The following is a 22,882-nucleotide window of genomic DNA, read 5'->3' on the forward strand; positions in this document are numbered from 1 at the left end:
GTGGCCGGGGACCGAGGGAGGCAGGCATGGCACGACGCTTCGACGTGCACCTCCTGCCCGCCCCTCCGGACCTGCGCGACGGCGACCCGTACGACACCGCCGACGGCGGGATCGTGTTCCGCGGGCTGCCCCTCCTGGCCTGGCCCGCCGGAGTGCCTCCCGACCCGAGGTTCGAGGTGCTGCGCACGTGGCCGCGCTACCCGCGCACCCGGCTGCGCCTCCTCCACGCGCTGGATGCCGCCAAGGCCCACGACGCGCACGTCTACCGCCTCAGCCTGGGGGTGACCCGCTCGCGGGATCCCGAGTCCGACCCGCTGGCGCACGCCACCCGGTTCCTGCGCGAGAGCAACCGGCTCGTGGTGGCGGCCGCGGGCGACTGGGGTCCGCGCCCGGGCACCCTCGACGACCTCGCCCGCGCCCCGGGCGTCATCGCGGTGGCCGGGTGCACGCCGGACGGGCTGCTGCTCGACTGCTCGAGCCGCGGCACCGTCGACGGGGCACGACCGACCCTGACCGCGGACGGGACCGACCCCACCGGCCCCGCGAGGCCGGGCACCGGCCTGGCCGCCGCGCGCGTCGCGGTCCTCTGCGTCTGGATCCGCTCGATGCTCCAGTGCCTGGCCGCTGAGGCGAGCGCCGCCCGGGCAGGGGAGCGGCTCGCCGAGATGCCGGCGCCCTCCCGGCTCGCCCACGTCGACAGCGACTTCTCCCGCGACGACGTCGACGCGCTCGTCGCGCTTCGCCAGGGCCGCGGGATCTCGCCTGCCGGCTCGGTGATCTACGCGGGAGCGACGATGCGCCGGATCTGGTGGCTGGGCCGGGTCATGGACCATGCCGCTGCGCAGCACGTGCCCGTGGCGTTCGACGCCGGCGCCGACTGGGTGGCGCGCGTCCTCCTCGCCACCGCCCGCCCCGGCCCCGCGCCCGACCCCGTCGGCGGCGGCGCGGGTGTCGTGTCCCGCGAGTCGGTGCGGGCGCTCCTCGCCGACATGACCCCTTCGCGGTTCCTGCGGCTCTTCGCCGACGACGGCCGGTGGGACGAGCGACGAGCCGCCGTCGCCGCCGCGCTCGACCACGAGCTGGGCGAGTTGTGGTCGTTGGCGGACCTGGAGACGTGCGAGCAGCTCTACGCCGCCGAGCACGAGGACCTCTTCGTCGAGGTCGGCCTGCCGGGGGCGACGGGCCCCGGTCACTCGAGGCTGCGCGTCGGTGGCCCACCCACGACGTACGCGCAGCGGGCCGTGCACGCGCACCTCGACGAGCGCGGTGACCCGATCCACGACCCTGACGCCCGGCCGACCAGCGCCTCGCCGGGCGGCGGCTGACAGCCCCTCGGGCGAGGAACGACCGCCCTCGCGTCGCTGCTACGCCGCGGACAGGAGCGCGTCGCGGAACGTGGACGCGTCCTGGAACCGGTCGTCCGGCTCCTTGGCCAGGGCCCTCGCCAGCACCGCGTCGAGCGGGGCGAGGGCGGTGCTGACGGCGGCGGGCGCCTCGTGGACGTGCTGGTAGGCCACGGAGACGGCGTCGTCCCCGACGAACGGCGGCCGCCCCGTCAGCAGCTCGTGGAGCACGCAGCCGGCGGCGTAGAGGTCGCTGCGGGCATCCACCGGGTGACCCCGCACCTGCTCGGGGGAGGTGTACGACGGGGTCCCGAGGAACGTCCGCCCGTGGGTCTGGGTCGCGGCGGGGTCGGTCCCGGCGCTCGAGATGCCGAAGTCCAGCAGCTTGACGGCGCCCTCGGGCGTGATCATCACGTTGGCCGGCTTGACGTCGCGATGGACGACGCCCGCCCGGTGGCTGGCGTCGAGCGCGGCGAGGATCCCGGTCTGGTAGTGGATCGCCTCGTCGCGCCCGAGGTCGCGGGTCGCCAGGAGCTCGCGCAGGGTGCGCCCCGCCACGTACTCTAGGACGAGGAACGGGACCCCGCCGGCAGTCTCGCCCCCGAGCCCCTCGTCGGCGCTGTCGCCAGCGGCGTAGACCGACACGATGGCGGGGTGGTCCAGGCGAGCCACGGTCCGTGCCTCGCGCCGGAACCGGGACCGGGCGGCCGGGTCGCGGGCGAGGTCCTGGCGCAGCACCTTGATGGCGACGGGGCGCCCCGAGCGGAGGTCGTGGCCGCGGTGGACCTCGGCCGTGGCGCCCCGCCCGATGACGTCACCCACCGCGTAGCGGCCGTCGACGACCGACTCCGCGATCATCGGCGCGGCTCCCACCGGAACAATCGCTCGGCGAGCGCCACGGAGGCGGCGACCCAGGCGAGCGTGGGCGCCAGCAGGGGGAGCGAGTCGCGGAGGGGCACCCCACCGTTCCAGGCGTCGACGACCAGCTCGGTCGCCGCGCCACCGGGAAGGAGGCGCTTGAGGTAGGCCAGCTCCTCCGTGCCGGTGATCCCCACCCAGCTCGCGATCGCGATCACCGCGAGGCTGACCGGCAGGGTGGTGACCTGGGCGTGCTCGGGCGAGTTCGTGAGCCCGGCGGTGGCCAGCGCGAGGGCGAGCATCATCGCCGTCGTCGCGAGCACCGCGACGACCAGCAGCGGCACGTGCGCGGGGCTGCGGACCACCGCCCCCAGCACGACCAGGATGGCGACGACCTGGATGAGCGAGATGACCGTGATGGGCAGGACCAGCCCGGCGAGGATGCTCCGGTCGCTCGCCGCGGTCGAGCGCAGTCGCTTGAGGAAGAGGTTCTGCCGGCGCGCGGCCAGGGTGGTCACGGCGGTGGTGTAGAGGCCGAACGCGAGCACGGTGAACATCACGATCCCGGCGACGTAGCCGAGGCTGCCGAGCTCGGAGAAGGTCTCGTGCTGGCGGACGAAGTAGCCGCCGACGGCGACCGGGATGACGAGTCCGGTGACCAGGACGAGCCGGTTGCGAAAGATCTGGATGAGCTCGCTGCGAGCGATCTCGAGCATGGGTGGTTCCCTTCGGGTGTGGGGGCGTACGCCGGTCGGCGGGCGCGGGTGCGGTGGGTGGCGGCGCAGAGGCCTCAGGCCGCATCGAGCGTGCGGAAGACGTCGTCGAGCCGCGTCGGCCCGGCGGCCAGCTCCCGCAGCTCCACCCCGGAGTCGTCCGCCCAGCCCAGCAGCCGGTGGAGGTCCTCCTGCAGGCGGAAGGTCTCGACATGGAAGGCGCCGTTGAGCGCGCCGACGAGGGGCGGCTCGGGCGCGCCGGGGGGGAGCGTGAAGGTGATGACGGAGGGCAGGGACTCGGTGAGCTCGGTGACGGTGCCCTCGCGTCGCAGGGTGCCCTCGTGCATGAGCCCGATGCGGTCCGCGCGCTCCTGCGCCTCCTCCAGGTAGTGGGTGGTGAGCACGATCGTGGCGCCGTCCTCGCGCAGCCGCTCGACGGCGTCCCAGAGCGCGTCGCGGGACTGGATGTCCAGACCCGTCGTGGGCTCGTCCAAGATGACCAGGTCGGGCCCGCCGTAGATCGTCGTGGCGAAGTCGAGGCGGCGCTTCTCGCCCCCCGACAGCTGCGCCACGCGGGTGTCGGCCCGGCGGGTGAGACCGGAGACGTCGAGCAACCGGTCGACGTCGTCCAGCCGCCCGCTCAACGAGCCGACCAGGCCCACCGACTCCCGCACCGTCAGGTCGGCGGAGAAGCCGCTCTCCTGCAGCATGATGCCCATCCGCGGCCGCACCGCGCGCCTGTCCATCGGGCTCTGCCCGAAGATCCGGACCGCGCCGGAGGCGGCCGGCCGGTGACCCTCCACGACCTCGAGGCTGGACGTCTTGCCGGCCCCGTTCGTGCCCAGGAGGGCGTAGAGCTCGCCTTGTCCGACCTGGAACGAGAGGTCCTTGACGGCGGTGAAGTCGCCGTACGTGACGTGGAGGTCGGCGACATCGATGACGGGACTGGTGGACATGGGGATCCTTCGGGTCGAGGTGGTGGTGTGTCATCAGGCTCGTGCTGATGACGGCACCACCGCGTCGGTGAAAGTCACCGATGTGCTCGCCGGATCGTCGGCCTCCAGGGACGGGAGGCGTTGTGGGTCCGGGTCGCGTCGGTGATGACCACCGGGGCGACCTCGCGGGAGGCGGCCTCGCAGCTGTTCCTCAGCCCGCGCACGATCGACGCCCACCTGCGCCACGTCTTCCGCAAGCTGGACATCGCCTCTCGCCGCCGCCAGCTCAGGGAGGTGGGACTGTCCTGACCCGGCTCCTGGACGGGCTCAGGCGAGACGACGGGCGATCGACTGCGTCAGCCCCTGCCGGCCGCGGACACGTCGGCGCAGACGACGCCGGTGTTGCCGTCGGGGTCGGCGAGGACGGTGAGCCCGGGCGACTGGGTGTCGTCGACGACCGTCCCGCCCGCGGCGACGGCGGCGGCGATCCGCTCCTCGACCACCTCGAGCGGCACGTACACCTCGACGTGGAGCCGCTGGTGGGACGCGCCCTCGTCGGCGCTGTCGTCGAACCACAGGTTGGGCACGCGTCCGGTGGCGTCGCGGACCTCGTCGCCGGGCGAGCCCCTGCCCTGCGAGTCGGCATCTCCCGTGAGGAGCGCGGCCCACACAGGCGCGACCGTCGCCGAGCGCGAGGTGTCGAGGCCGAGCTCGACCTCGCTGACGGACGCCGGGTCGGCAGTCAGCCCGTGGTCGGCGGCGATGTCGGTGATCCGGCGGGCGAGGTCGATGTCCTGCTGGGTCACCCACTCGACGACGTGCTCGGTGCCCTCGTCGTCGCGGTAGATCGCGTCGCCCGTGACCAGCTCGAGGTCGACGTGCCCGGTGCCGATGCTCACCCTCGGGTGGTGGCCGATCGCGTCGCCCGCCTCACCGATCGCGGTCACGAACCGGACCGCGGCGCCGAAGCCGTCGGTCAGGTAGCGCGCGTGCAGTCCTTGGGCGAGCTTGCGCCAGTCGGTCAGGTCCGCCTCGGCGATCTGGGGCCCCCGCAGCATGTCCATGCGCGCGAACCTACCCCCGGTCGGGCGCGCCACGCCCGTACGACGACGCGCGGCGCGCCAGGTCGGCACCGTCACCGCGCTGGCCGCTGCCGCACGTCCTCCGAGCGACGGGCGCGCGCAAGGTCCCTGGGATGGGGGCATCTCTTGCGGATTCCTTGATCGAACATGTATTCGAATAACGCCAGAAGGGCGGTAGGATCGAGCTACGCTCGCACGACGCCGACGGGAAGGGGACCACCTGTGACCCACCCGATCCTCGCTGCCGCGGGCATCATCGACGAGACGCTCAAGAGCGTCGCGGACACCAACCCGACGTTCATGTCGACGTCCGACAAGGCCGCCGCGTTGGGCGAGCTGATCCGGCTCGAGACCCGGCTGGCGGAGCTGAGGTTGCGGGTGCTGGCTGGCGCCGGTGACGTGGCCGCGGGTGCGGCCGCCCGCGACGCCGCCGGCTGGCTCGCGTGGGCCACGCTGTCGCGTCCCGAGGACGCCCGCGCCGACCTGCGCCTCGCGTCGGCGGTCGACCGGCGCTGGCCGGTGGTCGGTGCCGCGCTGCGGGAGGGGTCGGCCACCCTCGCCCAGGCCCGCGTCATCGTGCGGGCGCTGGACAACCTGCCCGACACCGTCCCCGGCGACGTCCTCGCCGCTGCCGAGGGTGCCCTGGTCGGCCACGCCGCGACCCTGGACCCGCAGCGGCTCGCGAAGGTCGGCCGACACATCCTCGCCACCGTCGCCCCCGAGCTCGTCGACGACGCCGAGGCCCGGCGGCTGGCCGAGCTCGAGGCCGAGGCGCACCGCAAGACCCGCACCACCGTGCGCCGGCTCGGTGACGGCACCACCCGGATCACCTCGCTCGTCCCCGACGCCGTCGCGCACCGGTTCGTCACCTACCTCACGGCGTACACCAACCCCCGCCGCGACGACGGCACGACCGCCCCTGCCGCGGGAGACGCGGTCGGACGGCTCCCGCACCCGCGCAAGCTCGGCGAGGCGTTCTGCCGGCTCCTCGAGGCCGTCGACCCGCGCCGCCTCCCGGTCCACGGCGGCGACGCCACCACCCTCGTCGTCACGATCGGTCTCGACTCACTGCGTGCCGACCTCGCCACCGCCGGGCTCATCGCCCCGACCGTGCCCGGAGATTCCGACGGCCCGGCGGGGTCCGGGGACACGATCACGGCCGCCGAGGCCCGCCGGCTCGCGTGCAGCGCGAGGATCGTGCCCGCCGTCCTCGGCGGCCCCTCGGAGGTCCTCGACCTCGGCCGCACCCGCCGCCTGTTCAGCCCCGCCCAGCAGCGCGCCCTGCTCATCCGGGACCGCACCTGCCGCGGCGAGGGCTGCGACATCCCCGGCACCTGGGCAGAGGCCCACCACTGGAACCCCTGGCTCTCCGGCGGCCGCACCGACCTCGACGACGGCGTCCTGCTCTGCAGCCACCATCACCACCGCGCCCACGATCCGGCGTACAACGCTGCGCGCCTCCCCAACGGCGACGTCCGCTTCACCAGGAGGACGTGAGGGTCATCGCCGTTTGACCGACGATGTCTCCGCTCGCCTGGGCACGCTCGTGTCACGTCTTCTCGGAGTTCGGCCCGTCGCGAGATCGAACGTCGCATAATGCCGATCACAGGTGCTCGGTGCTCCGAGGGCGGGAGCCACCTGTGCCGCGATCCAGGCTGACCAGCCTGGCGACACCCGAGCCAAGGAGCCGAAGACGTGACTTCTGACGCCGTCGTCGGGCGGCAGCAGGGGGTCCTGGCGGATTGGAACGACGACCGGGGCTTCGGCTTCATCACGCCCGCTGTTGGAGGCCCGCGTGTGTTCGTGCACGTAAGTGCGTTCCCTCGTGGTCGGCGGCCCGTCACCGGGTGCGAGGTCACCTACGCCGAGCTTCGAGACGAGCGCAACCGGGCGCGTGCATCGGAGGTGCGATACGTCGGCGCCGTCTGGGCCGGCCGTCCAGGCGCCCCCGGGATGCCCCTGGCGCTCGCCGCAGCGACGCTGTTCTTCACCCTCCTGGTGGGCCTTCTCGTGCTGGACGAGCTGCCAGTCACGCTGTTGGCTGCTTACGGCCTGTGCAGCGGAGTGGCGTTCCTGATGTACGGCGCCGACAAGTCCGCAGCGGAACAGGGGAGGTGGCGCACGTCGGAGTCCACCCTCCACACGATCGCCCTCCTGGGTGGCTGGCCGGGTGCGCTGGTCGCGCGACGGGTCTTCCGACACAAGACGACCAAGCAACCGTTCCGCACGATCTTCTGGTTCACGGTCATCGCCAACTGCGTGGCACTTGCCTGGTTCGTGTACGACGCGCCTGTGACGCTGCCCTGACCAGGTGGGGTCCGCTGCACGAATCGGTGCCGGCCCCGACCTTGGCCGTTCGGCCGCCTGTCCGCGCCACCTGGAAAGCACCCGGACAGCCGCTGTCCGCCTCCTGCATGGTCTGGTTGTGCCATCCGGTTGCCGACAACGCTGCACCTGTGAACGTCAGGGGCCGGCCAACTGGATGGCGGCGTCGAGCTCACGGAGCTTCTCCGGCGAACAGGCGCCGATCCGCTCGACAAGAAGTTCCTCGCCGAGGCGCGTACCCCAGGTGCAGAAGACCGTCGCGTTCTGCGGGAGCGCGACTCGCACGACACCTTCCTCGGCCAGCCCTTCCGAGCTGCCGAACCAGACCTCGATCCCGATGGCTTGAACCTGACCGGCTTCGGCGACCATGCGGCGCCGGTTGTCGGCGTCGACCGCCTGGTCGCCGGACATGATCAGGAAGCCGCGTTTCTCGGCCGACGTGGCCGGTGCGACGATCTGCATGACGTGGACCTCAGAGCGCGCCTCGTCCGACAGCACAACCACCGGTCGCTTCCCGTCGATCTCGCCCACCACAGCTCGCCACGACGCACCTGGCGAAACTACCAGTTCTGATGTGTGGCAAGGACGACTCAAGGCGCCCGCTCATGCCCATGGCGTGCGAGGCGTCGGCCATCCGGAGCTGCCGCTGGGCGTGCGTGGGGAGGGTGCGTCATCGCCGCGTGACGGAGAAGGGCGGCGGCTTCCCAGCCGTTGTTCGTCGACCTGCCGTCGAGATGGAGGGGAACCTCACGGGTCTGCCCCCGCTCGTACCCACCGATGGCTCATCGCGTCCGACGATCACCCCCCAGCAGGTCGAGGTCGCGCTCGCAGAACCCGTGATGCGCCCACTCTTCGTTCAAGACCACCCGCAGACACTCGAGCACCGTCTTCCCCGCGGCGTACGGCGGCCAGCCCGGCCCAGCAGGCACGGGCGCGGGCGCCGACAGCTCATCGGTCGTCACGCTCGCCAACCAACGCTCGAGCTCGGCGGCCTGCTCCTCGCGCACCGTCAGCACCTCGTCGAGGCCAGGCGCAGCCGCTCGGTCCAGGCCTTGCTCCTCCTGGTCAGGCACGAAGGCCGGTGCCAACCCGATTGCCGTGAACCGTCGAGGTGACCCAAGGCAGCAGCGACGGAACCACGAGTCGTGCACGAACACCAGGTGGCGCAGGGTCTCTACCGCCGACCATTCGCCGCCGACGCGCTGGTGCTCTGACCCCTCGGGCATGCCGCGCAGTCGCGCGACCGTGGATGCCCAGCTGTCCCGCAGGCCTCGCTCGGCCTCGCGTAGGTCTGTGGGGTCGGTTGATCGCATCAGCGCTCGCACCGGGTGCCGCCGGTCCAGCTCGGCCTCGACGTACGCCGTCACTTCGACTCCGTTGACCACCAGGTTGGTGACCAGCCCGTCGATGACCGCGTCCTGCATCACCACGCCGATCAGACGAGCCCGGGTCATGTCGCACTCGCGAAACTCGGCACCAGTCATGTCTTGATCCTCGAATGTGACCATGCCGGACACTCTGCACCGCCATACCGACATCCACCCCGCCATGGCCCGAGCAGGCTCGGGCTCACCCGGGCGAACGAGGCACCTGAGCCGGCGCTAGGCCAGACGTCGCAGCACCGACACCGGCACGCGCCTGATCAGGAACCCCAGCGGCACCCAGGGCCAGGCGGGGACCACGGCGGAGCCCTTCTCCTTCTCCATCGCCTCGACCATGGCGCGCACGCCCTTCTCGGTCGAGGCGACCAGGGGAGTGGCGGTGGCGGTGGCCGACATCTCCGAGACGATGAAGCCCGGGTAGAGCACGGTGACCTTGATCGGCGTGCCGTGGACGTCGGCGCGGAAGCCCTCGGCGAGGTGGGCGACCGCGGTCTTGGAGGCGGCGTAGGTCGTCATGTTGCGCGGCATGCCGCGCAGGGCCGAGAAGCTGGAGACCACCACCAGGTGGCCGGAGTCCTGGGCGCGGAAGATCGCCGCCGCCGCTTCGGTCTGGGCCAGCGCACCGACGAAGTTGGTCATCGCGGTCTGGCGGTTGGCGTCGAAGCGGCCCGTGCCGAGCGGCTGGCCCTTCCCGATCCCGGCGTTGACGACGACCCGGTCGAGTCCGCCGAGCTCGTCGCGGAGCTCGCCGAAGACGCGGAAGACCGCGTCGTGGTCGTCGACGTCGAGCGCCTTGACCGCCACGCGGCGCTCGGGGTGGGCGGCCACGATCTCGTCGCGCAGCGCGTCGAGCCGGTCGGTCCGCCGCGCGCAGAGCGCGAGGTCGTGGCCGCGGGCGGCCAGCTGGCGGGCCATCTCGGCGCCCAGGCCGCTGCTCGCTCCGGTGATGAGGGTGGTCGGCACGGGGGTCCTAGCGGTAGGTGATCAGGTCGGGGGAGAGGTGGTCGGCGGCGTTGAACGTCACGAGCGTGGTGCCGCGCGAGCCACGGACGACGGTCGAGGTGCCGGTGTTGATCGACACGGGGTTGAGCCGCAGCCACAGGTCGGTCCGCGCGGGCTCGCCGTCGGCGAGGAGCGAGGCCGCCGCCCAGGCCACCGGTCCGCCGCTGGTCAGCACGACGGCCGTGCCGCTGCGGGGCAGCGCGTCGGCCAGCCGGTCGAGCGCCGCGCCCACCCGGGCGGTGAACGCCGCGAACGACTCGTCGTAGGACTCGTCGTGGTCGCCCGACGTCCAGCGGCGCGTCGCCTCCTCGAACCACCGCTGGAAGGCGGCCTTCTCCGACTCGCCGCCCGTCGTGGTGGGCTGGTCGTGGACGGCCAGCACCTGCAGGTGGTCGAACTCGCTCCAACCGCGGTCGACGTCCGCCGGGGTCGACCAGCCCGCGCCGTCGAGCACGCCGGCCGCCGTCTGGGCGTGCCGCCTCATCCCGCCCGTCACGACCAGGTCGGGCACGACCCCCCGGGCGGCGAGGGCGGCGCCCAGCAGCCGCGACTGCTCGTGGCCGGTCGGGGAGAGCTCGTCGTAGTCGGCGGCGCCGAACGAGGCCTGCCCGTGCCGCACGAGGAGGATGCTGCTCACCTGGCGATCAACCTGTCGACCCGGCGGCCGATGACCTGCACGGCCGCCCCGAACAGGGCGTACATCTCGTTGGTCGTCTGGCGGTGGACGTAGCGGTAGTAGATCTGCTGGGCGATCACCGCCATCCGGAAGAGCCCGAAGACCTCGTAGAAGCGCCACTGCTCGGGCGTGACGGACCGGCCGGTGCGCTCGGCGTACGCCGCCACGAACTCGCCGCGGGTCAGCATCCCCGGCAGGTGCGTCGGCACCCGCCGCATCAGCTGGAACTCCTCGTCGTCGTCGGCCTGCACCCAGTAGGCCATCGAGCCCGCGAGGTCCATCAGCGGGTCGCCCAGGGTCGCCATCTCCCAGTCGAGCACCCCGACCACGCGCGTCACGTCGTCCTCGGCGAGCACCAGGTTGTCGAGCTTGTAGTCGTTGTGGATCACGCAGGTGGCCACGTCGTCGGGCTGGTGCGCGTCGAGCCACGCCATCACCGACTCGAGGTCGGGCACGTCGTCGGTGCGGGCGTTGCGGTAGCGCGTCGACCAGCCCTCGACCTGGCGGCGGACGTAGCCGCGGCCCTTGCCGAGACCGGTGAGGCCCGCCGCCCCGGGGTCGATGCCGTGCAGCTCGGCGAGCACGTCGACGGCGTGCAGGCACAGCTTGCGCGCCTGCTCGGCGGACAGGGGCACGTCGCCCGGCCACTCGCTGCGCGGGATCACGCCGGGGATCCGCTCCATCGCGTAGAAGTCGGCGCCGATGACGTCGGCGTCGTCGCAGAAGGCGACCATCGGGGCGACGTAGCCGAAGACCGGCGCGAGCGCCGACTGGATGGCGTGCTCGCGGTGCATGTCGTGCGCCCCACGCGCCTTGGTGCCGGCCGGGGCGCGTCGCACGATGAGGTCGCGGCCCGAGGGGTAGCGCAGCAGGTAGGTGAGGTTGGAGGCGCCGCCGGTGAACTGCCGGACCTCCGGCTCGCCGTCGAGCCCGTCGGCGTGCTCGGCGTGGTCGCGGAGCCAGGCCGCGACCCGGGGGACGTCGAACGCGTCCTCCGCGCGCACCTCGCGGGCGCCCGGCACGTCGCTCACGAGCCCGCTCCCGCCTCGAGCTTCGCGGCCTGGTCGCGCATGATCGCGTCGTAGGCCGGTCGGTCGGCCCACTTGAGGAAGAAGGCCTGCCGGGCCGCCTCGTCCGGCACGATCACGTCGTCGCCGGCGTCGATGCCGGCCAGGACCGCGGCGGCGATGTCGTCAGCGGTGGTGGTCGAGCGCTCGACCAGCCCGGCGACCACCCGGCCCACTGCCTCGTCGCTGCCCTGCAGGGAGTCCATCAGGTTGGTGCGGAAGTAGGACGGGCAGACGACGCTCGCGCGGATGCCGTGGGACGCCAGCTCGTGGCCGCACGTCTCGGTGAAGGCCACGACAGCAGCCTTCACCGCGTTGTAGGAGCCCATCCCGCCCGGGTGCACGAGCCCGGCGAGGGAGGCGACGTTGACGAGGTGGCCCGAGCGCCGCTCCTTGAGCATCGGGACGAACGCTCGGGTGCCGCGGACCGCGCCGAAGAGGTTGACGTCGGTGATCCACTGCCACTCCTCGATCGTGCAGCGGTCGACCCGCCCGCCACCGGCGACGCCGGCGTTGTTGACCAGCACGTCGAGACCGCCCCACCGCTCCCGGACGGCGTCCACGGCCGCGTCCCAGTCGGCGTCGGAGGTGATGTCGAGGACGAGGTCGATGCCGTCGGCGTCGACCCGGTCGGTGGCGAGCACCTCGTCACCCCTCTCGCGGAAGGCGGTGACCAGCGCGGCACCGAGCCCCGAGGCGGCACCGGTGACCAGGACGCGTCGCGCGCTGCTGCTCGACGGGGCGCTCACGAGGCGTGCTTCCCGAGCTCGATCTTGGCGACCACGTTGCGGTGCACCTCGTCGGGTCCGTCCGCCAGCCGCAGCGTGCGGGCCCCGACCCAGGCGGCCGCGAGCGGGATGTCGTCGGACATCCCGGCCCCGCCGTGCAGCTGGATCGCCATGTCGATCACGTCCAGGGCCATCGCCGGCACCTCGACCTTGATCTCGCTCACCGCGGAGTAGGCCTCCCGGCTCAAGCCCTGGTCGAGCAGCCAGGCGGCGTGCATCACCAGCAGTCGCGAGCGGTTGATGGCGATCCGCGCGTCGGCGATGCGTTCGCGGTTGCCGCCGAGGCTGGCGATCGGCTTGCCGAAGGCGGTGCGCGAGAGCGCACGGGCGCAGGCGAGCTCGAGGGCCCGCTCGGCGAGGCCGATCGCTCGCATGCAGTGGTGGACCCGGCCGGGACCGAGCCGGCCCTGGGCGATCTCGAACGCGCGTCCCGGGCCGAGCAGGACGTGGGAGGCCGGGACCCGCACGTCGTCGAAGGAGACCTCGCCGTGGCCCAGCGGCTCGTCGTAGTAGCCCATCGTGGTGAGCATCCGCTCGACGGCGACGCCCTCGGCGTCACGGGGCACCAGCACCATGGTGTGGCGCGAGTGCCGGTCGGCGTCGGGGTCGGAGAGCCCCATGAAGATGAAGACCTTGCAGTCGGGGTTGCCGACGCCGGTCGACCACCACTTGCGGCCGTTGATGACGACCTCGTCGCCGTCGAGCACCGCGGTGGCGGCCATGTTGGTGGCATCCGACGACGCCACGTCGGGCTCCGTCATGCAGAAGGCGCTGCGGATCTCCGCGCGCAGGAGCGGCTCGAGCCACTGCTGCTTCTGCTCCTCGGTGCCGTACTTGAGCAGCACCTCCATGTTGCCGGTGTCGGGGGCGTTGGAGTTGAAGACCAGCGGGGCCAGGAACGAGCGGCCCATCGCCTCGGCGACCGGCGCGTAGTCGACGTTGGTGAGCCCGTCGCCGCCGTCGGTGCCGAAGTCGGCGGCGTACCGCCCGGCGTGCGAGGCGGGGAGGAAGAGGTTCCACAGACCCTGGGCGCGGGCCTTGGCCTGCAGCTCGGCGATGACGGGGTCGGGGGTCCAGTTGTCGCCGCCGGACTCGCGGAGCCGGGTGATCCGGCGGTGCGCCTCGGCCTCGACGGGCTCGATCTCGTCGGTGACGAACGCGCGCACGCGCTCGCGCAGGTCGGCCGCGCGCGGGGAGAGGGAGAAGTCCATGGCGTTGACCTTCGCACACTGTTGAGCAATGCTCAACAGATGTCCGACGCCCCGGTGCCGCCCGCCGACGCGCCCGTCGTACGACGACGGCTGAGCGCCGACGACCGGCGCCGCCAGCTGGTGGGCATCGGCCTCGCGATGATCGTCGAGACGCCGATCCAGGACCTGTCGATGGACGACATCGCCGCGGAGGCCGGCATCTCGCGCGGACTACTGTTCCACTACTTCCCGACCAAGACCGACTTCTACCTCGCCTGCATCGCGGCGGCCGGTCGCCGGATCCTGCGCAACACGGCTCCCGACGAGTCGCTGGCGGGGGAGGCGCAGGTCGAGATGACCACGCGCCTGATGATCGAGCAGATCGACCGCCGGCGCCGGTCCTACCTCGCGCTCGTCCACGGGCACGGGGTCGCCGACCCGCGGGTCAGCGAGGTGATGGACTCCGTGCGCGACGTCAGCACGGACCGCGTCGTGGCGGCGCTCGGCGTGCCGGAGTCGCAGCGCTCCTCGACCAGGATCGTCGTGCACGCCTGGTGGGCCTACACGGAGGACCGGGCGCTCACCTGGTCGGCTGTGCCGCCAGACGAGCGCCCGGTCCCGTTGTCGCAGCTGGTGGAGGAGTGCGTCGCCGCGCTCCACTCCCTGCTGCGGATCAGCTCCTGATCAGCTCCTGATCATCGGCGCGTCACTTCGTGGCGCGCGCTTTCACCGCGAAGCGCAGCCGGTCGTCGAGCGGCTTGCCCGCGCAGGCCAGCACCGTGTTGCGCCCGCAGCGGAAGCGGGTCGAGGCGTTGACCAGCGTCACCGACACCGCGGCGACCTTGCGGTTGTCGAAGGGCACCCTGGTGGTGCCGTCGCCGCGCCGGTTGAGCTTGACCAGCTTGACCTTGCGCTTGCCGTCGAGACGGTGGACGACCACCACGGCGGCCGGCGAGGTGCGCTTGTCCGGGCCTGTGATGCGCAGCGCGAGCTTCCACTTCTTGCCGTCGAGGCCCTTGCCGGGGCCGTAGACGTAGGACGCGGAGGCCAGGTGGTCGATCTTGGTGCCGAACCGCTTGGCGCGCTTGCGCTTGCTCAGCAGCTTGGCGCCGCGGACCTTGGGGCCGGGATACTCGGCGCCCTCGGGGAAGTTGGCGGCGGGCGTGAGGTTGCCGGCGGCGAACAGGGCGTAGTTCTTGGTGAAGCCACCCTTGCGCTTGAGCACCTTCTGCAGGGCCTGGAGGCTGTACTTCTTGCCGTCCTTCTTCAGGCTGCCGGCCTGCTTCCAGGTCTTGAGCATCAGCCCGTTGCCGTAGCGCGAGGTGAGGTACTCCCAGAACACCCAGTTGCCGTACTGGAACCCGTTGGTGCGGCTGAAGGCGTCGAGCGGGATGTTGGGGGCGTAGATCTGGCTGACCGGGAGGTACTGGCGGTTGTCGTTGACCGCGGTCGCGATCCGCTCCTCCATCCAGGTCGCCGTGGACTCCATCATCCACGGGTCCTCGGCGTAGTCGTAGGCGTACTGGACGGCGTGGAAGAACTCGTGGCCTGCCGTGACGGTCAGGTTGTCCAGCGGCGTCCCGTTGGGGAACTGCGACGCGGCGAAGTCGTTGTCGAGCACGCAGTAGCCCGACGCGGTGCGCTTCTTGGCCCGCTTCTCGCCGGCGCAGAAGCCGTAGAGGGAGCCGCCGAGGTCCTTGAGGTAGACGTCGAACTGCGGGCCGCCGCCCCTGCTGCCGTCGGTCACCGGCGCGCGGAAGCCCATCTGGTCGACGATGGTCGACCACACCGAGTCCATCACCGCGAGGTTCTGGGCCGGCCAGTCGGGCGACGGCGGGGCGTCGATCCCGGTCGGGACGTAGTGGACGCAGATGCGGGTGTTGCACAGCGGCGCTGCCTCGGCCTCGGTGTAGCCGAACCCCTGGGGGTCGGTGACGCCGTCGGTCGGGCGCGCGAGGAGCGCGTCGGCCTGCCGACGCTGGTCGCCCTCGAGCTGGGTGCGCTTCATCCAGAGGTCGCGCAGCACCAGGGTCGCCGACGGGTCGCCCGCCCGGGCGTCGCCGGCGAGCACGCGGCGAGCGGTCGCGAGGGTCTCGGAGGCGGTGGGCTCGAGGTCCTCCTCCAGCACGGGCAGGGCCGGCTCCGGAGTGAGCTCGAACAGGTCAGAGGGGTCGAGGACCCCGGATGTGCCGGGCGTGCTGCCCGGACGGTCGTTGGCGGCCGCGACGGCCGGAGCGCCGAGCGCCCCGCCCACCAGTGCGATGGCCACAGCGGTGGTGACGAATCTGCGCATGGTTCCCCTCGTGTCGATCATGTCGTGCCCGACCCTAACCCCGCCGCGCCCCGACGAGGGTGTCGACGGGCGGGTGTGGCCGGGGGTCTCGGCGGCTCAGAGGTCGGCTCAGAGGTCGGCTCAGAGGTCGGCTCAGAGGTCGGCTCAGAGGTCGGCGATGTGCTCGATGATGGCCGTGGTGGAGATGGCGGGCGTGCGGGGCAGGTAGACGACCTCGCAGACGTCGGCCAGGTCGTCGAACCTCCCGGCCCAGTCGTCGCCCATCACCAGCACGTCGGCGCCGTGCTCGAGGAGGTAGTCACGCTTCTGCTCGAGGCTCTCCTCGACGAACACCTCGTCGACGACCTTGAGCGCCCCGACGATCGCGAGGCGCTCGCGCTGGCTGAAGATCGGCGCACGACCCTTCTTGCGCTCGTTGAGCGCGTCGGCGGAGACGCCGACGACCAGTCGCTCGCCGAGCTCGGCGGCACGCTCGAGCACGCGCAGGTGTCCGACATGGAACACGTCGAACGTGCCGAAGGTGATCACGGTGCGAGGCATGCGCGGCATTCTGGCACGCGGTGCGTGACGGGTGGTGGGGGAGGATGGCCCGCATGGTCGCCACCTCCGCCACCTCGCCGGCCGGCTCGTCCCCGAGCCCCCCGCCGATCACGCTGATCACCCCCGACCCGGGCGCCGACGAGGCCCGGCGACGAGGGCTGCGCCGGATGCGCACGGTCGCGGTCGGGCTGCTGCTGCTCGCCGCCTGCGTCTACGTCGCGACTCTCGGTCGCGACGGCTTCTGGGGGTTCGTCAACGCCGGCGCGGAGGCGTCGATGGTCGGCGCGATCGCCGACTGGTTCGCCGTGACCGCGCTGTTCAAGCACCCCCTGGGGCTGCCGATCCCGCACACCGCCCTCGTGCCCAAGCGCAAGGACGAGCTGGGCAGGGGGCTCCAGGAGTTCGTCGGGGAGAACTTCCTCCAGGAGGACATCATCCGCGAGCGGGTGGCCGCCGCGACGATCTCGGCGCGGGTGGGCGCATGGCTGGGGGACCCCGCCCACGCGCGCCGCGTGGTCGACGAGGCCGCCGAGGTGGCGGTGATCGCCCTCGGGAAGGTGCGCGACGACCACGTCGCCGACCTGGTCAGCCAGGCGCTCGTCCCGCGGTTCCGCGACGAGCCGATCTCGCCGCTGCTGGGCACGACCCTGATGGAGGTGCTGCGCGACGACCTGCACCACGGGCTGGTCGACCTCGCCGTCGACGAGCTGCACACCTGGCTGCGCGACAACCCCGACACGTTCATCCGGGTGCTGGAGGAGAGGGCGCCCTGGTGGGCGCCGCCCCGGCTCAACGACGTCGTCACCTCGCGGATGCACGTGCAGGCGATGGCCTGGCTGGAGGACATCCGCGACGACCCGCACCACCGGGCCCGCGAGGCACTCGACTCGATGCTCGGCCAGCTCGCCCACGACCTGCTCAACGACGAGGAGACGGTGCGCCGCACGGAGGCCCTCAAGGAGCGCCTGCTCGAGCACCCCCAGGTCGTCACGACGGCGATCTCGCTGTGGAAGGCGATGCGCTCGGCGCTGCTCGGCTCCATCCGCGACCCCGAGGGCGCCGTGCGCCAGCGGGTGCTCGAGGAGCTCGGCGTGTTCGCCGAGCGGCTGCGCGACGACGCGGCACTGCGCGAGCGGCTCGACCGCGTCGCGGCCGACCTCACGGTCTTCGCGGTCGAGCGCTACGGCGCCGAGGTGACGACGGTCATCACCTCGACGATCGAGCGGTGGGACGGCAAGGAGGCGGCGCGGCGCATCGAGCTGCACGTCGGGCGCGACCTCCAGTTCATCCGCATCAACGGCACGATCGTCGGCGGCCTCGTGGGCGTCGTGATCCACGCGGTGAGCCTGGCGGTGCACTGACCGGACCACCGACGCCCCACCCGCGGTCGGCGGGGGGTCAGCGCCGGCAGGGCTTCATGACCGGCATGACCCGCGAGCGGCTCTGGTGCGCACGGGCGTACGCGTCGTCGAAGTGTGCGAGGTACTGGTCGTGCAGCCACCGGTTGCCCACCACGCGCAGCATGACCTCGTCGTTGTAGAGCAGGCCGCCGCAGGTGGTGTTGGAGGTGCCGGTCACCACGAGGTGCGTGGTCCTGCCCCGGAAGCGCGCGTGCGCGACGAGCATCTTGTCGTGGGTGAGGACGGTGCGGACCCGGCCGTCGGGGATGTCGCCGCTGGGCAGCGCGCGCTGCACCCAGTTCTCCACCGTGTCGCGCGAGGTCACGATCCGCACCCGGCAGCCGCGGGCGGAGAGCCGGGCCAGCTGGGCGCGCACGTCGGCGCGCTGGATCACCGCGATCATCGCCGACACGTCGCGGGCGCCCGGGGTGCACCGGAGGGACCTGAGCGTCGAGAGGAGCAGGTCGCTGCGGTTGGGGTAGACGGCCGCCGTGACGTCGCCGCTGGACCACACCTTGCGTCGGTCGTCCCAGCGCTCGCCGTCCACCGTCAGCCGCTGGGCCTGCAGCCGGGCGAAGTAGTCGACGCCGAAGGCGTGGAGCCCGGGGTCGTCGATCTTGATGAACGAGTTGTACTGGCGGTACTGACGGTCCTCGAGGTTGGCCGAGGACGTGATGAAGGACTGCACCCCGCCGATGTCGGTCAGGAAGAACTTCAGGTGCTGCACGTCCTGGCTGTCGGGGAAGGGTCCCGGGGCGCGCCACGGGAGGCAGGCGCCCTTGCAGATGGTCACGTTGCGGATCGCGGGGTCCTGCTGCTCGAGCGTCTCGATCAGCCGGCGGCCCTGCTTGTTGAGCCGCAGGTCGTCGTCGCCGACGAGCAGCACCGTCGCGCCGCGCCGCTGCGCGGCCAGGATCGCGTCGGTCGGCGGCTTGATGTCCCACCGGAACATCGCGATGCGGATCGTGTCACCCGGGCCCGCGGTGTCGAAGAGCCGGCTGGGCCGGTCGAGCACGGTCGGGTCGCGCGGCACGGTCGGCGGCGAGGTGAAGCACACCTCGATGCCGCCCTCGGCCCGGCACCCGCTCTGCCCGGGCGCGGCGACCGGGCGCTCGCCCGGGGCCGGTGCGGTGCTGGCCGGTGCGGTGCTGGCGGGTGCGGTGCTGGCGGGTGCGGTGAGCGCCAGGAGCGGCGCGAGCAGGCACGACAGGATCCCTGCCACCAGTCCCACACGTCGCACCACCCGCACACCTTGGCACGGAACGCGCCCGGGCTGGTTCACTGGCCTCATGTCGCCCGAGTCGCCGTCGTCCCCGTCCGCACAGCCCGAGCCGGTCGACGTGCCGATCCGCGACGAGTCGATCCGGCTCGGTCAGTTCCTCAAGCTGGCCAACCTCGTCGAGAGCGGTGCCGATGCCAAGCCGGTGCTCGCCGACGGCGCGGTGCTCGTCAACGGGGAGGTCGAGACGCGCCGGGGCCGCCAGCTCGCCCCCGGCGACGTGGTCGCGTTGGGCGGGCAGGCGGCCCGGGTCGCCACCGGAGAGGTCGAGATCGACGTCCCCTGGTGACGTCCCCTGTGACGTCCCCCGCGGTCGTCTCCGGTAGCGGGCTACTTCACCTCGCGCGCCAGCACCCGCCAGGTGCCGACGGCCAGGGGCAGCAGCACCCACACGCCGACCCCGGTGCCGAGCTGCGCCCAGTCGCGGGCGGTGATGTCCCCACTCAGCAGGGGGCGGGTGACAGCGTTCAGGTCGAGCCACGCGCCGACGCCGGAGAGCGAGCCGACGACCTGGGTGACGATGGTCCACGCGGTCGGCAGGACGAGCACCGTCACGATGGCGACCGGTGTGTTGAGGAACAGCAGCCCGAACGCGACGCCCTGCAGGACGAAGATCAGGAGGGCCAGGACGAGCTTGCCGGCGGCGCCCGCCCCGAGGTCCCAGGTGCCGCCGCTGGCCAGATTGGCGAGCGCGGCCGCGGCGAAGGCGACGGCCATGACGACGAGCCCGAGCACCAGTGCGCCCAGCGCCTTGGCGAGCACGACGCGCCCGCGGCGCGGCTCCAGGGTGAAGGTGACCAGGCCGGTGCGCTGGGACCACTCGGCGGTGGCGGCCATGATGCCGATCACCGGGAGCAGCATCGCGAGCGGCTGGATGGCGATCTGCACGAGGTCGGTGAACGACGCGTCGTCCGTCGGGCCCCAGATCACGAACGCGCCCAGGATCAGCACGGTCAGCGCGGCCATCACGATGACCATCCACCGGCCGGCGCGGGTGTCCACCATCTTGCGCACCTCGGCGTGCAGGGTGCGCGAGAACGGCACGCCGGGGCGGCCGGCCAGCGGCGTCGGGTCGCCCGGTCGGCCGGTGGACCCGTCGCCGACGGCGGGGGTGGTGGTGGCGGTGTCGGTGCTCATGCTGCGTCTCCTTCACGAGAGGTGGCGGCGGTGAGGTCGAGGAACATCTCCTCCAGGCCGTCCGAGCCGCCGCTGCGCAGCTCGAGGAGCACGACGGACTCGCGGGCGGCGATCTCGCCGACCACCCGGGGCTCGGCGTCGACGACGAGGCCGGCGCCGGTCCGCGTCACGTCGACCCCGTCGTCCTGCAGGAGCCGGGCCAGTCGGTCGTCGTCGGTCGAGGTGACCGAGGTGCCGCCGCGCCGGAGGAGCTCGTCCTTGGAGCCCATCGCCACGATCCGCCCGCGGCCGATCATCACCAGGTCGTCGGCGACGACCTGCACCTCGTGGAGCAGGTGGCTCGAGAGCAGCACCGTCCCGCCACCGTCGGCGAAGCGGCGCAGCAGGCCGCATCCAGTGGATGCCCTGCGGGTCGAGCCCGTTGGCCGGCTCGTCGAGGACGAGCACCTGCGGCTCGCCGAGCAGCGCGGCGGCGAGGCCGAGGCGCTGGCGCATGCCGAGGGAGTAGTTGCGCACCCGGCGGCCGGCCTCCTCGTCGGTCAGCCCCACGAGGGCGAGGGCCTCCTCGACGCGGGCCTTGGAGACGCCGAGCGAGATCGCGGCGACCCGCAGCACCTCGCGGCCGGTCCGGCCGGGGTGCTGGGCGGACGCGTCGAGCATGACGCCGACCTGGCGTCCGGGGTTGTGGAGGTCGCGGTAGGGGCGACCGAGGATGGTGGCGCGTCCGGACGTGGCCGGCGTGAGGCCCGTCATCATCCGCATGGCGGTGGACTTGCCGGCCCCGTTGGGTCCGAGGAAGCCGACGACGCTGCCCGGGCGGACCTCGAACGAGATGTCGTCCACGGCGGTGAACCCGCCGTAGCGCTTGGTGAGGTTCTCGACTCTGATCATGGGCCCAGTCTTGCGGACCGAAGGCGTCCGTCGGGGAGGACCCTGTCGGGCGGTGTTCACCGAGCTGGGCGTCGAGGACCGGGTGCAGGTCGCGATCCCGGTCCACGACGCCCAGGCTGGGTGAGCGGTCGGGGGCTCAGCGCACGTCGAGCAGGTCGACCACGAAGATCAGCGTCTCGCCCGGCTTGATGGCACCGGGGGCGCCGCGGTCGCCGTAACCCAGGTGCGGCGGGATGACCAGGCGGCGGCGGCCGCCGACCTTCATGCCCTGCACGCCGGTGTCCCAGCCGGAGATGACCTGGCCGATGCCGAGGCGGAACTCCAGCGGCGTGCCGCGGTTGTAGGACGCGTCGAACTCCTCGCCCGTGGAGTGGGCGACGCCGACGTAGTGCACGGAGACGGTGGAGCCGGCTGTGGCCTCGGCACCCTCTCCCTCGACGAGGTCGGTGACCTCCAGGTCGGCGGGCGCGTCGCCCATGTGGGGGTCGACGTCGGGCTTCTCGCTCACGATCTCTCCATTCGAGTCAGGCAGGTGGGTCAGGTCTGGTGGACGTAGCTGTCGAGCTGGTCGCGCTCGAACTCGAGCTCACCGATCCGGCTCTTGACCACGTCACCGATGCTGATGATGCCGGTGAGCCGTCCGGAGTCCACCACCGGGACGTGCCGGACGCGGTGCTCGGTCATGGTCTGCATCAGCTCGGTGAGCCCGTCGTCGGCCGTGCACGTGCGCACGTCGGCGGTCATGATCGAGCTGACGGTGCTCTCCAGCACGCCGGAGTCGTCGTGCAGGCGGCGTACGACGTCGCGCTCGCTGACGATGCCCGCCACGTGCTCGCCGTCCTCGCTCACCACCAGGGCGCCGACGTTGTGCTCGGCCAGCAGGGCCACCAGCTCGCGCACGGAGGCGTCGGGGCCGATCGTCACGACCTCCTGGCTGCCCTTGCCCTGGATGACGTCCTTGATCTTCATGGTCTCGACCTCTCGTCCGGCAGAACGGGTGAGAGGTCACCGTAGCCAAGCCCGGCACCGAGGGACAGGGGTGCCGCGTCCCCGTCAGTCGAGCACCGGCGGCGCCTGCCGGGTGCGCAGGGTGCTGACCGAGCCGGGCCCGCGACGGGGCACGTCGGGGTCGGTGTCGTCGTCCGCCGCGCCCAGGAACGACAGGGCGGCGTCGTGGAGGTGGCCGTTGGAGGCCAGCGCGTTGCCGCCCCACGGCCCGTCGGTGCCGTCGAGCGAGGTGAACCGGCCGCCCGCCTCGCGCACGATGACGTCGAGGGCGGCCATGTCGTAGAGCTCGAGCTCCGGCTCGGCCGCCAGGTCGACGGCCCCCTCGGCGAGCAGCATGTAGGACCAGAAGTCGCCGTAGGCGCGGGTGCGCCAGCAGCGCCGGGAGAGGGAGACGAAGTCGTCGAGGCGGTCGCGCTCGTCCCAGCCCGACAGCGAGGAGTAGCTGAGCGACGCGTCCTCGAGGCGTCGCACGTCGGACACCTCGCACCGCGTGGCCTTGAGCAGGGAGCGGCCCGTCCACGCGCCGTTGCCCGCCGAGGCCCACCACCGGCGCTGCAGCTGGGGCGCGGAGACCACGCCGAGCACGACCTCGTCGTCGATGGCGAGCGCGATCAGGGTCGCCCAGACCGGCACGCCGCGCACGAAGTTCTTCGTGCCGTCGATCGGGTCCACGATCCACCGCCGCTGTCCGTGCCCGGTCGTGCCCTGCTCCTCGCCGACCACGGCGTCGCGCGAGCGGACCCGCGAGAGGGTGCGCCGGATCCCCTCCTCGACGGCCCGGTCGGCGTCGGTGACCGGGGTCAGGTCGGGCTTGCTCATGACGTGGAGGTCGAGGGCCTTGAAGCGGGACTGGGTCAGCGAGTCCGCGTCGTCGGCCAGGACGTGGGCCAGGCGCAGGTCGTCGGTGTGATCGGTCGAGCCGGTGCGGGGCATGTTCACAGGCTATTCCCAGCCTCGCGCCCTAGCCTGCACC

26 protein-coding genes and 1 pseudogene are annotated in these 22,882 nt (G+C 72.4%); 7 read left to right on the plus strand and 20 right to left on the minus strand.

Annotation, left to right across the window (positions count from 1 at the left end):
* Positions 1-26 precede the first annotated feature (26 nt).
* Positions 27-1,325, plus strand: a complete 1,299-nt coding sequence (locus tag AC3X7Z_RS16135; RefSeq protein WP_489976583.1) for a S8/S53 family peptidase — start codon at positions 27-29, stop codon at positions 1,323-1,325.
* A 39-nt stretch (positions 1,326-1,364) separates the two neighbouring features.
* Here AC3X7Z_RS16135 and AC3X7Z_RS16140 read toward each other — a convergent pair whose 3' ends face one another.
* From AC3X7Z_RS16140 to AC3X7Z_RS16150, 3 genes are all read right to left on the minus strand, one after another.
* On the minus strand, positions 1,365-2,201 hold the full coding sequence (locus AC3X7Z_RS16140) for a protein kinase domain-containing protein (protein ID WP_186341574.1): 837 nt from the start codon (positions 2,199-2,201) through the stop codon (positions 1,365-1,367).
* Positions 2,198-2,917 carry an ABC transporter permease gene (locus tag AC3X7Z_RS16145; protein ID WP_186341575.1) on the minus strand — a complete coding sequence of 240 codons (720 nt, stop codon included), beginning with the start codon at positions 2,915-2,917 and terminating at the stop codon, positions 2,198-2,200. Before AC3X7Z_RS16145 ends, AC3X7Z_RS16140 begins: the two co-directional genes overlap by 4 nt.
* A 74-nt stretch (positions 2,918-2,991) precedes the next feature.
* Complete coding sequence (locus AC3X7Z_RS16150) at positions 2,992-3,870, minus strand: ABC transporter ATP-binding protein (RefSeq protein ID WP_186341576.1); 879 nt, start codon at positions 3,868-3,870, stop codon at positions 2,992-2,994.
* A gap of 144 nt (positions 3,871-4,014) precedes the next feature.
* Between AC3X7Z_RS16150 and AC3X7Z_RS16155 the strand changes: the two genes are divergently transcribed.
* Positions 4,015-4,158, plus strand: a complete 144-nt coding sequence (locus tag AC3X7Z_RS16155) for a LuxR C-terminal-related transcriptional regulator (protein ID WP_489976584.1) — start codon at positions 4,015-4,017, stop codon at positions 4,156-4,158.
* Between the two features lie 47 nt (positions 4,159-4,205).
* On the opposite strand, the gene AC3X7Z_RS16160 is transcribed toward AC3X7Z_RS16155, so the two are convergent.
* Complete coding sequence (locus AC3X7Z_RS16160) at positions 4,206-4,913, minus strand: 4a-hydroxytetrahydrobiopterin dehydratase (RefSeq protein WP_186341578.1); 708 nt, start codon at positions 4,911-4,913, stop codon at positions 4,206-4,208.
* A 240-nt stretch (positions 4,914-5,153) separates the two neighbouring features.
* Here AC3X7Z_RS16160 and AC3X7Z_RS16165 point away from each other — a divergent pair, with 240 nt between their 5' ends.
* Both AC3X7Z_RS16165 and AC3X7Z_RS16170 read left to right on the plus strand, forming a co-directional pair.
* Positions 5,154-6,428 carry an HNH endonuclease signature motif containing protein gene (locus AC3X7Z_RS16165; RefSeq protein ID WP_489976585.1) on the plus strand — a complete coding sequence of 425 codons (1,275 nt, stop codon included), beginning with the start codon at positions 5,154-5,156 and terminating at the stop codon, positions 6,426-6,428.
* A gap of 198 nt (positions 6,429-6,626) precedes the next feature.
* Positions 6,627-7,238, plus strand: a complete 612-nt coding sequence (locus tag AC3X7Z_RS16170; protein ID WP_489976586.1) for a DUF1294 domain-containing protein — start codon at positions 6,627-6,629, stop codon at positions 7,236-7,238.
* Between the two features lie 156 nt (positions 7,239-7,394).
* Here AC3X7Z_RS16170 and AC3X7Z_RS16175 read toward each other — a convergent pair whose 3' ends face one another.
* The 7 genes from AC3X7Z_RS16175 to AC3X7Z_RS16205 all read right to left on the minus strand — a co-directional run bounded on the left by AC3X7Z_RS16175 (position 7,395) and on the right by AC3X7Z_RS16205 (position 13,382).
* Positions 7,395-7,787 carry a hypothetical protein gene (locus AC3X7Z_RS16175; RefSeq protein WP_489976587.1) on the minus strand — a complete coding sequence of 131 codons (393 nt, stop codon included), beginning with the start codon at positions 7,785-7,787 and terminating at the stop codon, positions 7,395-7,397.
* A gap of 251 nt (positions 7,788-8,038) precedes the next feature.
* Positions 8,039-8,764 carry a DinB family protein gene (locus tag AC3X7Z_RS16180; RefSeq protein ID WP_489976588.1) on the minus strand — a complete coding sequence of 242 codons (726 nt, stop codon included), beginning with the start codon at positions 8,762-8,764 and terminating at the stop codon, positions 8,039-8,041.
* A 93-nt stretch (positions 8,765-8,857) separates the two neighbouring features.
* Positions 8,858-9,601: an SDR family oxidoreductase gene (locus tag AC3X7Z_RS16185; protein WP_489976589.1), complete on the minus strand. Its 744-nt coding sequence runs from the start codon at positions 9,599-9,601 to the stop codon at positions 8,858-8,860.
* A gap of 7 nt (positions 9,602-9,608) precedes the next feature.
* On the minus strand, positions 9,609-10,277 hold the full coding sequence (locus AC3X7Z_RS16190) for a histidine phosphatase family protein (protein ID WP_489976590.1): 669 nt from the start codon (positions 10,275-10,277) through the stop codon (positions 9,609-9,611).
* Positions 10,274-11,347: a phosphotransferase family protein gene (locus AC3X7Z_RS16195; RefSeq protein ID WP_489976591.1), complete on the minus strand. Its 1,074-nt coding sequence runs from the start codon at positions 11,345-11,347 to the stop codon at positions 10,274-10,276. Before AC3X7Z_RS16195 ends, AC3X7Z_RS16190 begins: the two co-directional genes overlap by 4 nt.
* The gene (locus tag AC3X7Z_RS16200) at positions 11,344-12,132 is read right to left on the minus strand and encodes an SDR family NAD(P)-dependent oxidoreductase (RefSeq protein WP_186341585.1); all 789 of its coding nucleotides are present in this window, start codon (positions 12,130-12,132) and stop codon (positions 11,344-11,346) included. The genes AC3X7Z_RS16195 and AC3X7Z_RS16200 overlap by 4 nt, the downstream gene beginning before the upstream one ends.
* On the minus strand, positions 12,129-13,382 hold the full coding sequence (locus AC3X7Z_RS16205) for an acyl-CoA dehydrogenase family protein (RefSeq protein WP_489976592.1): 1,254 nt from the start codon (positions 13,380-13,382) through the stop codon (positions 12,129-12,131). Before AC3X7Z_RS16205 ends, AC3X7Z_RS16200 begins: the two co-directional genes overlap by 4 nt.
* A gap of 39 nt (positions 13,383-13,421) precedes the next feature.
* On the opposite strand from AC3X7Z_RS16205, the gene AC3X7Z_RS16210 reads away from it, so the two are divergent.
* Positions 13,422-14,045 carry a TetR/AcrR family transcriptional regulator gene (locus AC3X7Z_RS16210; protein WP_489976593.1) on the plus strand — a complete coding sequence of 208 codons (624 nt, stop codon included), beginning with the start codon at positions 13,422-13,424 and terminating at the stop codon, positions 14,043-14,045.
* Between the two features lie 22 nt (positions 14,046-14,067).
* Here the strand turns inward: AC3X7Z_RS16210 and AC3X7Z_RS16215 are convergent, their stop codons facing one another.
* Positions 14,068-15,654, minus strand: a complete 1,587-nt coding sequence (locus tag AC3X7Z_RS16215) for an MXAN_6640 family putative metalloprotease (RefSeq protein ID WP_489976594.1) — start codon at positions 15,652-15,654, stop codon at positions 14,068-14,070.
* 144 nt (positions 15,655-15,798) lie between these two features.
* Positions 15,799-16,194 (minus strand): FAD synthase family protein, encoded by a 396-nt coding sequence (locus AC3X7Z_RS16220; protein ID WP_186341588.1) that lies wholly within the window; start codon positions 16,192-16,194, stop codon positions 15,799-15,801.
* Positions 16,195-16,247: 53 nt separating this feature from the next.
* Here AC3X7Z_RS16220 and AC3X7Z_RS16225 point away from each other — a divergent pair, with 53 nt between their 5' ends.
* Entirely contained in the window at positions 16,248-17,555 is a 1,308-nt protein-coding gene (locus tag AC3X7Z_RS16225; protein WP_489976595.1) for a DUF445 domain-containing protein, read from the plus strand.
* A gap of 37 nt (positions 17,556-17,592) precedes the next feature.
* Here the strand turns inward: AC3X7Z_RS16225 and AC3X7Z_RS16230 are convergent, their stop codons facing one another.
* The gene (locus AC3X7Z_RS16230) at positions 17,593-18,816 is read right to left on the minus strand and encodes a phospholipase D-like domain-containing protein (protein WP_489976596.1); all 1,224 of its coding nucleotides are present in this window, start codon (positions 18,814-18,816) and stop codon (positions 17,593-17,595) included.
* Positions 18,817-18,883: 67 nt separating this feature from the next.
* On the opposite strand from AC3X7Z_RS16230, the gene AC3X7Z_RS16235 reads away from it, so the two are divergent.
* Positions 18,884-19,162 carry an RNA-binding S4 domain-containing protein gene (locus AC3X7Z_RS16235; RefSeq protein WP_186341591.1) on the plus strand — a complete coding sequence of 93 codons (279 nt, stop codon included), beginning with the start codon at positions 18,884-18,886 and terminating at the stop codon, positions 19,160-19,162.
* A gap of 41 nt (positions 19,163-19,203) precedes the next feature.
* On the opposite strand, the gene AC3X7Z_RS16240 is transcribed toward AC3X7Z_RS16235, so the two are convergent.
* The 6 genes and pseudogenes from AC3X7Z_RS16240 to AC3X7Z_RS16265 all read right to left on the minus strand — a co-directional run bounded on the left by AC3X7Z_RS16240 (position 19,204) and on the right by AC3X7Z_RS16265 (position 22,842).
* Complete coding sequence (locus AC3X7Z_RS16240; protein WP_186341592.1) at positions 19,204-20,010, minus strand: ABC transporter permease; 807 nt, start codon at positions 20,008-20,010, stop codon at positions 19,204-19,206.
* Positions 20,007-20,363, minus strand: a complete 357-nt coding sequence (locus tag AC3X7Z_RS16245; protein ID WP_489976597.1) for a DUF8746 domain-containing protein — start codon at positions 20,361-20,363, stop codon at positions 20,007-20,009. The genes AC3X7Z_RS16240 and AC3X7Z_RS16245 overlap by 4 nt, the downstream gene beginning before the upstream one ends.
* Positions 20,364-20,466: 103 nt before the next feature.
* Positions 20,467-20,901 (minus strand): annotated as a pseudogene (locus AC3X7Z_RS16250) (ABC transporter ATP-binding protein); the annotation flags it as partial.
* Positions 20,902-21,037: 136 nt separating this feature from the next.
* Entirely contained in the window at positions 21,038-21,379 is a 342-nt protein-coding gene (locus AC3X7Z_RS16255) for an FKBP-type peptidyl-prolyl cis-trans isomerase (protein WP_186341817.1), read from the minus strand.
* A 59-nt stretch (positions 21,380-21,438) separates the two neighbouring features.
* The gene (locus tag AC3X7Z_RS16260) at positions 21,439-21,870 is read right to left on the minus strand and encodes a CBS domain-containing protein (protein ID WP_489976598.1); all 432 of its coding nucleotides are present in this window, start codon (positions 21,868-21,870) and stop codon (positions 21,439-21,441) included.
* Between the two features lie 84 nt (positions 21,871-21,954).
* Positions 21,955-22,842, minus strand: coding sequence for an inositol monophosphatase family protein (locus AC3X7Z_RS16265; RefSeq protein WP_186341594.1), 888 nt, complete (start codon positions 22,840-22,842; stop codon positions 21,955-21,957).
* Between the last annotated feature and the right edge of the window lie 40 nt (positions 22,843-22,882).

Source organism: Nocardioides sp. Z24_21, assembly GCF_058134345.1.

Coding starts and splice junctions, on each gene's coding strand:
- AC3X7Z_RS16135 (WP_489976583.1), top strand. CDS start 27: ATGGCACGACGCTTCGACGTGCACCTCCTGCCCGCCCCTCCGGACCTG.
- AC3X7Z_RS16140 (WP_186341574.1), bottom strand. CDS start 2,201: ATGATCGCGGAGTCGGTCGTCGACGGCCGCTACGCGGTGGGTGACGTC.
- AC3X7Z_RS16145 (WP_186341575.1), bottom strand. CDS start 2,917: ATGCTCGAGATCGCTCGCAGCGAGCTCATCCAGATCTTTCGCAACCGG.
- AC3X7Z_RS16150 (WP_186341576.1), bottom strand. CDS start 3,870: ATGTCCACCAGTCCCGTCATCGATGTCGCCGACCTCCACGTCACGTAC.
- AC3X7Z_RS16155 (WP_489976584.1), top strand. CDS start 4,015: ATGACCACCGGGGCGACCTCGCGGGAGGCGGCCTCGCAGCTGTTCCTC.
- AC3X7Z_RS16160 (WP_186341578.1), bottom strand. CDS start 4,913: ATGGACATGCTGCGGGGGCCCCAGATCGCCGAGGCGGACCTGACCGAC.
- AC3X7Z_RS16180 (WP_489976588.1), bottom strand. CDS start 8,764: ATGGTCACATTCGAGGATCAAGACATGACTGGTGCCGAGTTTCGCGAG.
- AC3X7Z_RS16205 (WP_489976592.1), bottom strand. CDS start 13,382: ATGGACTTCTCCCTCTCCCCGCGCGCGGCCGACCTGCGCGAGCGCGTG.
- AC3X7Z_RS16210 (WP_489976593.1), top strand. CDS start 13,422: ATGTCCGACGCCCCGGTGCCGCCCGCCGACGCGCCCGTCGTACGACGA.
- AC3X7Z_RS16215 (WP_489976594.1), bottom strand. CDS start 15,654: ATGCGCAGATTCGTCACCACCGCTGTGGCCATCGCACTGGTGGGCGGG.
- AC3X7Z_RS16220 (WP_186341588.1), bottom strand. CDS start 16,194: ATGCCTCGCACCGTGATCACCTTCGGCACGTTCGACGTGTTCCATGTC.
- AC3X7Z_RS16225 (WP_489976595.1), top strand. CDS start 16,248: ATGGTCGCCACCTCCGCCACCTCGCCGGCCGGCTCGTCCCCGAGCCCC.
- AC3X7Z_RS16235 (WP_186341591.1), top strand. CDS start 18,884: ATGTCGCCCGAGTCGCCGTCGTCCCCGTCCGCACAGCCCGAGCCGGTC.
- AC3X7Z_RS16240 (WP_186341592.1), bottom strand. CDS start 20,010: ATGAGCACCGACACCGCCACCACCACCCCCGCCGTCGGCGACGGGTCC.
- AC3X7Z_RS16255 (WP_186341817.1), bottom strand. CDS start 21,379: ATGGGCGACGCGCCCGCCGACCTGGAGGTCACCGACCTCGTCGAGGGA.
- AC3X7Z_RS16260 (WP_489976598.1), bottom strand. CDS start 21,870: ATGAAGATCAAGGACGTCATCCAGGGCAAGGGCAGCCAGGAGGTCGTG.
- AC3X7Z_RS16265 (WP_186341594.1), bottom strand. CDS start 22,842: ATGCCCCGCACCGGCTCGACCGATCACACCGACGACCTGCGCCTGGCC.